The organism is Nocardioides sp., assembly GCF_036401255.1.
GTDB lineage: Bacteria > Actinomycetota > Actinomycetes > Propionibacteriales > Nocardioidaceae > Nocardioides.
This window is the reverse complement of record NZ_DASWVI010000284.1, coordinates 1-6,056: the sequence shown is the minus strand read 5'-3', so window position 1 is coordinate 6,056 and position 6,056 is coordinate 1. Positions and strand designations below refer to the sequence as shown.

At 74.0% G+C, this 6,056-nt stretch carries 7 protein-coding genes and 1 pseudogene; 5 read left to right on the top strand and 3 right to left on the bottom strand.

Annotated features, from left to right (window positions below):
- Positions 1–255 (bottom strand): annotated as a pseudogene (locus VGD85_RS13450) (hypothetical protein); the annotation flags it as partial.
- A gap of 12 nt (positions 256–267) precedes the next feature.
- Entirely contained in the window at positions 268–1,356 is a 1,089-nt protein-coding gene (locus VGD85_RS13445) for an SDR family oxidoreductase (RefSeq protein ID WP_331063949.1), read from the bottom strand.
- A gap of 270 nt (positions 1,357–1,626) precedes the next feature.
- Between VGD85_RS13445 and VGD85_RS13440 the strand changes: the two genes are divergently transcribed.
- The 3 genes from VGD85_RS13440 to VGD85_RS13430 all read left to right on the top strand — a co-directional run bounded on the left by VGD85_RS13440 (position 1,627) and on the right by VGD85_RS13430 (position 4,537).
- Positions 1,627–2,196: a TetR/AcrR family transcriptional regulator gene (locus tag VGD85_RS13440; RefSeq protein WP_331063948.1), complete on the top strand. Its 570-nt coding sequence runs from the start codon at positions 1,627–1,629 to the stop codon at positions 2,194–2,196.
- 158 nt (positions 2,197–2,354) lie between these two features.
- A complete protein-coding gene (locus tag VGD85_RS13435) occupies positions 2,355–2,588 on the top strand; it encodes a heavy metal-associated domain-containing protein (protein WP_331063947.1) in 234 nt (77 codons plus the stop codon).
- The gene (locus VGD85_RS13430; RefSeq protein WP_331063946.1) at positions 2,588–4,537 is read left to right on the top strand and encodes a cation-translocating P-type ATPase; all 1,950 of its coding nucleotides are present in this window, start codon (positions 2,588–2,590) and stop codon (positions 4,535–4,537) included. The genes VGD85_RS13435 and VGD85_RS13430 overlap by 1 nt, the downstream gene beginning before the upstream one ends.
- Positions 4,538–4,548: 11 nt before the next feature.
- Here VGD85_RS13430 and VGD85_RS13425 read toward each other — a convergent pair whose 3' ends face one another.
- A complete protein-coding gene (locus tag VGD85_RS13425; RefSeq protein WP_331063945.1) occupies positions 4,549–4,884 on the bottom strand; it encodes a cupin domain-containing protein in 336 nt (111 codons plus the stop codon).
- A 124-nt stretch (positions 4,885–5,008) separates the two neighbouring features.
- Here VGD85_RS13425 and VGD85_RS13420 point away from each other — a divergent pair, with 124 nt between their 5' ends.
- Together VGD85_RS13420 and VGD85_RS13415 are read left to right on the top strand one after the other, a co-directional pair.
- Positions 5,009–5,788: a Crp/Fnr family transcriptional regulator gene (locus VGD85_RS13420; RefSeq protein ID WP_331063944.1), complete on the top strand. Its 780-nt coding sequence runs from the start codon at positions 5,009–5,011 to the stop codon at positions 5,786–5,788.
- 80 nt (positions 5,789–5,868) lie between these two features.
- Positions 5,869–6,056, top strand: a 188-nt coding sequence (locus VGD85_RS13415; RefSeq protein ID WP_331063943.1) for a hypothetical protein, incomplete at its 3' end; no start/stop codon positions are given.

Below are 6,056 nucleotides of genomic sequence, written 5' to 3'. Positions count from 1 at the left end.
CTCGAGCGCCGCGAGCGCGGCCTCGCACCGGCCGGCGGCGCGGGTCCCGTGCACACCGGTGACCGCGATCGCCGCGGCCTGCGGCGCCATCGTGCGCACCAGCTCCTCGGCGGCGTCGACGTCGCCGTCGGTGCCCATCCGCCGGACGCGGAACCGGCGGTCGAGGAACGTGACGGTCTCGTCGTAGTCGCGCTCGCGCCCCGCGAGGCTGACGTTGAGGATGAGTGGCGGCGGTTGCGGCGCTTTCCTGGGCACGGTGCTCTCCCCTCAGACCATCGCCGCGGCGTCGATCTCCGGGTGCTCGGCCATGTAGTCCAGCAGCCGGTCGGCGTAGGACCCGAAGGACGGGCAGACCACACCGGTGCCGTCGAGGTCGGCGGTCGTGCGGGCGGTGTCGTAGGTCGTCGGCGAGGCGAAGTAGTCCAGCGACTCGGCGGGGATGCCGAGCAGCCGCTCCATCCCGGGCAGCGAGACCAGGGCGCGTGTGGGACCCAGCGGCAACGGCACCCACACGACCCGCTTGCGCAGGTGCGCGGCGAACGTGGTGACGAGCTCGCGGACCGTCGGTGGGTGCGGATCGGTGAGCGCGTAGGTGCGGCCCACCGAGCGGTCGAGCACCGACAGGGCGTCCATGGCGTCGACGACGAAGTCGCGGGGCACCAGGCAGAACCGCACCGCGTCGGCGTCCCCGACCGCCGGCACCACCGCGATCGGCGGCTGGCGGCGCAGGAACGCGGCGAGGAAGTAGGGCCCGTCGTACTTCTGCGTCACGCCGGTGCGCGAGTCGCCCACGACGATGCCCGGCCGGTAGATCGTCGCGGGCAGCCCGTCGGCCATCGCCAGGCGGACGAGCACCTCGGCGTCGTACTTCGTGGACTCGTAGTGGTTGCGGAACTCCTGGCCGACCTCGAGGTCGTCCTCGGCGAAGGTCCCCGCGTGCCGGCCGCTGACGTAGCAGGTGCTGACGTACTGCAGCCGCTCGAACGCGGGCCGGGACCGGCAGAAGTCCAGGACGCGTGCCGTGCCGTCCACGTTGACGCGCCGGGCGACGGCCTCGGGGACCGTGAGGTCGTAGACCGCCGCCAGGTGCCACACCTCGGTGACGTCGACCAGCGTCTCCCGCAGGTCCTCGGCCACGCCGAGGTCCGGCGCGGTGATGTCACCCTCGACGAGCTCGACCCGGCCCACGACGTGGGGCTGGTCGGCCTCGATCCGCGCCAGCCGCGACCGCGCCTCGGCGAGGTGCTGGGGCTGCACCAGGCAGACCGCCCGCACCCCCTCGCGCCGGGCGAGCACGCGTCCGAGCAGGGCCGATCCGAGGAAACCGGGGAACCCGGTCATCAGCAGTGCTGTCACGTACTGGACGGTAGTTTCCGCTGGGCCGGCCGACCTGAGGCGTTGGGCCGGACCTTCGGGACCTTTGGCCGATCCGGTCACTCACCGGGCTCCTGCCTCCTCCGGCCGCTGGACCCCTGCGCCCCCGCCGCCGACCCGAAGCGCGGAGCATCAGGGCTCCCGGAGGTGCGGACGCAGGTTCCTTCCGGTGATCACATGAGACATCGCGTCTCTCAGTTGCCGGTAGTCCACGTGCATGGCTCCGAGAGGCGAGTCGGTAGCGTGCGGGACGTGAGCGGACCGGAGGAGCACCTGCGCGCGGACGCGGTCCGCAACCGGGCGGCACTGCTCGAAGCCGCCGCCGAGGTCCTCGCCACCGCTCCCGACGCCTCGCTGGCCGAGGTCGCGACGCGCGCCCGGCTCGGCCGGGCCACCCTCTACCGGCACTTCGAGAGCCGGGACACGCTGATCGCGGCGATCCGCGCCGAGGCCCTCGACCGGGCCGCGACCGCCCTGGCCGCCGCCGACCTGACGCAGTGCGACACCCGGGAGGGACTGCGCCGCGCGGGCGCCGCCCTGGTCCCGCTCGGGCTGCGGTTCCGCATCCTGCTCGCCGAGGGCGCGGACACCGACCCCGAGTTCCTGGCAGCCCGCGACCGGACCCTGGCCCCCCTGGCCGCACTGCTCGAGCGGGGACGCGCGACCGGCGAGATCGCCCCGACGGCCAGCACCCCCTGGCTTGGCCTGACCCTCGCCGGCCTGCTGATGACCACCGTCCGCGCGGCCGCCGCCGGCCTGGTCGACCCGACCGACGCGGGCGAGCTCGTGGCGGCGACGTTCCTCGACGGCTTCGGCGGCTGACCCAGCCTTCCCCGGCCGCCACCGGGCCTCCGCGTGGGACCGCCGAGCTCGACGACCGCCCGAGGTGCGGTTCCTTGACGCGCGTCATGGTGGTCGCCGTACGGGCGAAATAGCGTCCCTGACATCACTCGAGCAGACCGATGAAAGGGATGATCTCCATGAGCACCACTACCGCCACCACCCACACCGTCCTGCGCGCCGAGGGCTTCTCCTGCCCGTCGTGCGTCGCCAAGATCGAGAAGCGGGTCGGTCAGCTCGACGGCGTCGAGCGCGTCACGGTCCACTTCGCCTCGGCCCGCATCGAGGTCGACCACGCTCCGTCCGTCCCCGTCGCCGACCTGGTCGCCGCGGTCGCGAAGGCGGGGTACGCCGCCGCCCCGGTGACGTTCTGATGGCGGGCCACCTGTCCGGCCACCTCTCCAGCCCGCGGGCGCGGCGCTGGGGCGTCCCGGCCGCGTCGGGGCTGCTGATCGCCGTGGCGCTCCTCGCGGGCCGCCTGTCGACGGCCTCGCTGCCGGGCGACGTCGCGATGGTCTCGGCGGCAGTCGTCGCCGGGACCCCGGTCCTGACCAAGGCCGTCCACGCACTCCTGGCGCGGGTCGTCGGCATCGACCTCCTGGTCGCCGTCGCCTCGATCGGCGCCGTGGCGATCGGCGAGTACTGGGAGGCCGCGGCGGTCACGTTCCTCTTCGCGGTCGGTCACGCCCTCGAGGCCGCCACCTTGACCAGGACCCGCTCGGCGCTGGCGGCCCTCGTCGCCGTCGCACCCGACGTCGCCGTCGTGCTGCGCGACGGCGTCCAGGTCGACGTGCCCGCGGGCCAGGTGCGAACCGGCGAGGTCGTGCTGGTCAAGAACGGCGCGAAGGTCCCGGTCGACGGCGTGGTCGTCGGCGGCACCGGCGCCCTGGACGAGGCCTCGATCACCGGCGAGTCGATCCCGGTAGAGAAGAGCAGCGGCGACCGGGTCTTCGCGGGCACGGTCTCGCGAGGTGGGTTCTTGCAGGTGCGGGCCACCGGGGTCGGCTCCGACACCACGCTGGCGCGGATCATCCACCGCGTCGAGGAGGCCCAGGACGCGAAGGCGCGGACCCAGGTCTTCATGGACCGCTTCTCGGCCTGGTACACCCCGGCGATCATGGCCCTGGCCCTCGTGGCCGGCGTGGCCAGCGGCGACGTCGTGCTGGGTCTGACGCTCCTGGTCATCGGCTGCCCCGGTGCCCTGGTGATCTCGATCCCGGTCTCGATCGTGGCCGGCATCGGCCGCGCCGCCAAGGACGGCATCTTGATCAAGGGCGGGGAGTTCCTCGAGACCTCCGCGCGCATCAGCGCGGTCGCGATCGACAAGACCGGGACGCTGACCCGCGGCCGGCCGCGGCTGACCGACGTCGTCGTGCTCGATCCGGCGCTCGACCGCGCGGAGGTGCTCACCTGGGCCGCCCGCGGCGAGGCCGGCTCCGAGCACCCGCTCGCCCGCACGATCCTCGAGGCCGCCACCGCCGAGGGACTGAGCACCCCCGGCCTGCCCGAGCACACCGAGCCGATCCCGGGCAAGGGCATCGTCGCGACGACCGGCGCCCACCGGGTGCTCGTCGGCAACCCGGCACTGCTCGAGCACTTCGCGATCGCGGACGTCGAGCTCGCCGGGCGCACCGCCGAGGAGCTCGCCGAGGACGGGCGGACCCCGATGATCGTGGCAGTCGACGACCGCGTCGTCGGCGTCGTCGCGGTGGCCGACGAGATCCGACCCGATGCGGCCACGATGGTGGCCGAGCTGCACGCCGCCGGCGTACGCACGGTCGTCATGCTTACCGGCGACACACGACGGGTAGCGGAGGCGGTCGGCGCCGCCACCGGCGTCGACGAGGTGCGGGCCGGCCTGCTGCCCGAGGACAAGCTCGAGGCGATCCTCGAGCTGCAGCGCGCGGGGCACACGGTCGCGATGGTCGGCGACGGCGTGAACGACGCCCCCGCGCTTGCCACCGCCGACATCGGCGTCGCCATGGGGGCAGCGGGCTCGGCCGTCGCGGTCGAGACCGCGGACATCGCGCTCATGGGCGACAACCTGCTGCGGCTGCCGGAGGCGATCTCACTGGCCCGGCGCACGGTCGCGAACATGCGGCAGAACATCACGATCGCGGTGGTCACCGTCGCGTTCCTCCTGCTGGGTGTGCTGCTCGGCGGCGTCACGATGGCGATCGGGATGCTCGTCCACGAGGCATCGGTGCTGGTCGTGATCGGCAACGCGATGCGGCTCCTGCGGGCGCGCCGCCAGCGCGCGGCGGCCCAGGTCGCTCCGGCGCCAGCGGTCGGCCGGACCGTCCCGCAGTCGGTGGGCGCGTGAGGACCCGAGGCTCAGTCGCGGGGCTTGGCCACCGTCAGCAGCACGACGGAGTCCTCGATCGCCTCCACCGAATGCCGCGCATCGGGCACGATGATCAGGTCGCCGGCCAGGCCGTTCCAGACGGTCTCGCCGGCGGCCAGTGCGACCCGACCCTGGAGTACGTGCAGCGTCGCCTCGCCCGGGTTCTCGTGCTCCTGCAGGACCGATCCCGCCCGCAGCGCCACCAGGGTCTGGCGCAGCACGTGTTCGTGCCCGCCGTACACGGTGTGGGCGCTGCGGCCGCTCGGTGCGGCGAGTGCGGCCTCCAGCTGGTGTCGTGCGAGTGCGAGCAAGGTGATCTTCTGCACGGTGGCGCCTCTCGGTCGATCGGTTCGCGAGACGGACGGACGGACGCCGGCGGGGGAACAGCCGGCCGCTGGCCGCACGTTGTCCCTGATGGGTGGACGATAGCCGTGGAGGAGGGTGGTCGTCGTGGCCGGTGAGCGCCGCACCACGCCGCTGGCGGACGGCTGCGCCGCGCCGCACGCCTGTCCCCGACCGCTTCGGCTCGACGTGCTGGCGCACGCACCGTACTTCGCGACCCTCAGCCGCGCCGAGATCGTCGCGCTCGACGAGCGGGCGCAGGTCCGCGGCTACGCCGAGGGCGAGGCGATCTACCACGCGGGCAGGCCCGCGGAGCACCTGTTCCTGCTGGCGTCCGGACGCGTCAAGGTGCTCCGGCCGGCCCTCGACGACTCCGATGTCCTCGTCGAGGTGATCACACCCGGCGCGACGTTCGGCTCCGTGGCCGCGCTGGGCCACTCGACGTACCCCGACACCGCCGTGGCGCTCACGGTCAGCTGCGCCCTCCGGATCTCCGCGGCGGACCTGCGCGCGGTGATGGGCCGCCATCCCGCGGTCGCCCTCGCGGTCCTCGACGAGGTCTCCCACCGCCTCGAGGAGGCCCAGGAGCACGTGCGCCGGCTCTCCGGCGGGACCGTCGAGCAGCGCATCGCGGCCGCACTGCTGGTGCTGGCCGCCAAGCTCGGGGAGCCCCGCGGGACCAGCACCCTGCTCCAGCTGCCGCTGAGCCGGGAGGACCTGGCCGCGATGACCGGCACCACGACGGAGTCGGTCAGCCGGACGCTGAGCAAGTGGCGCCGGGCCGGCCTGATCGAGACCGGTCGCCGCTGGACCTCGCTCTCGGACCGTGCGGCGCTCGCCGCGATCGCGGGGACCACGCTCGCGCCCGGCCCGGTGCGCCCCCGCTGAGCTCACCCGGGCGCCCTCGACAGCGGGCCCCGCCGGTGCTATAAACACAAATACTTCGTTTAAATCAGAGGAGCATCGCCATGCGCCGGCACCGTCACCCGTCCGTTCCGCTCGACCTGCAGCGCCGGGTCACCACCTGCCTCGCCGAGGTCGCCGCGGCCGAGGCCGACCTCGCCCGGGTGCCGTCCGACGCCCCCGTGCTCGCCCGTCGCGCCGCGCACGCCGCGCTCACCCGGGCCTTCGACGCGGCCGACGAGGCGCTGCGGCG

Coding starts and splice junctions, on each gene's coding strand:
- VGD85_RS13430 (WP_331063946.1), top strand. CDS start 2,588: ATGGCGGGCCACCTGTCCGGCCACCTCTCCAGCCCGCGGGCGCGGCGC.
- VGD85_RS13435 (WP_331063947.1), top strand. CDS start 2,355: ATGAGCACCACTACCGCCACCACCCACACCGTCCTGCGCGCCGAGGGC.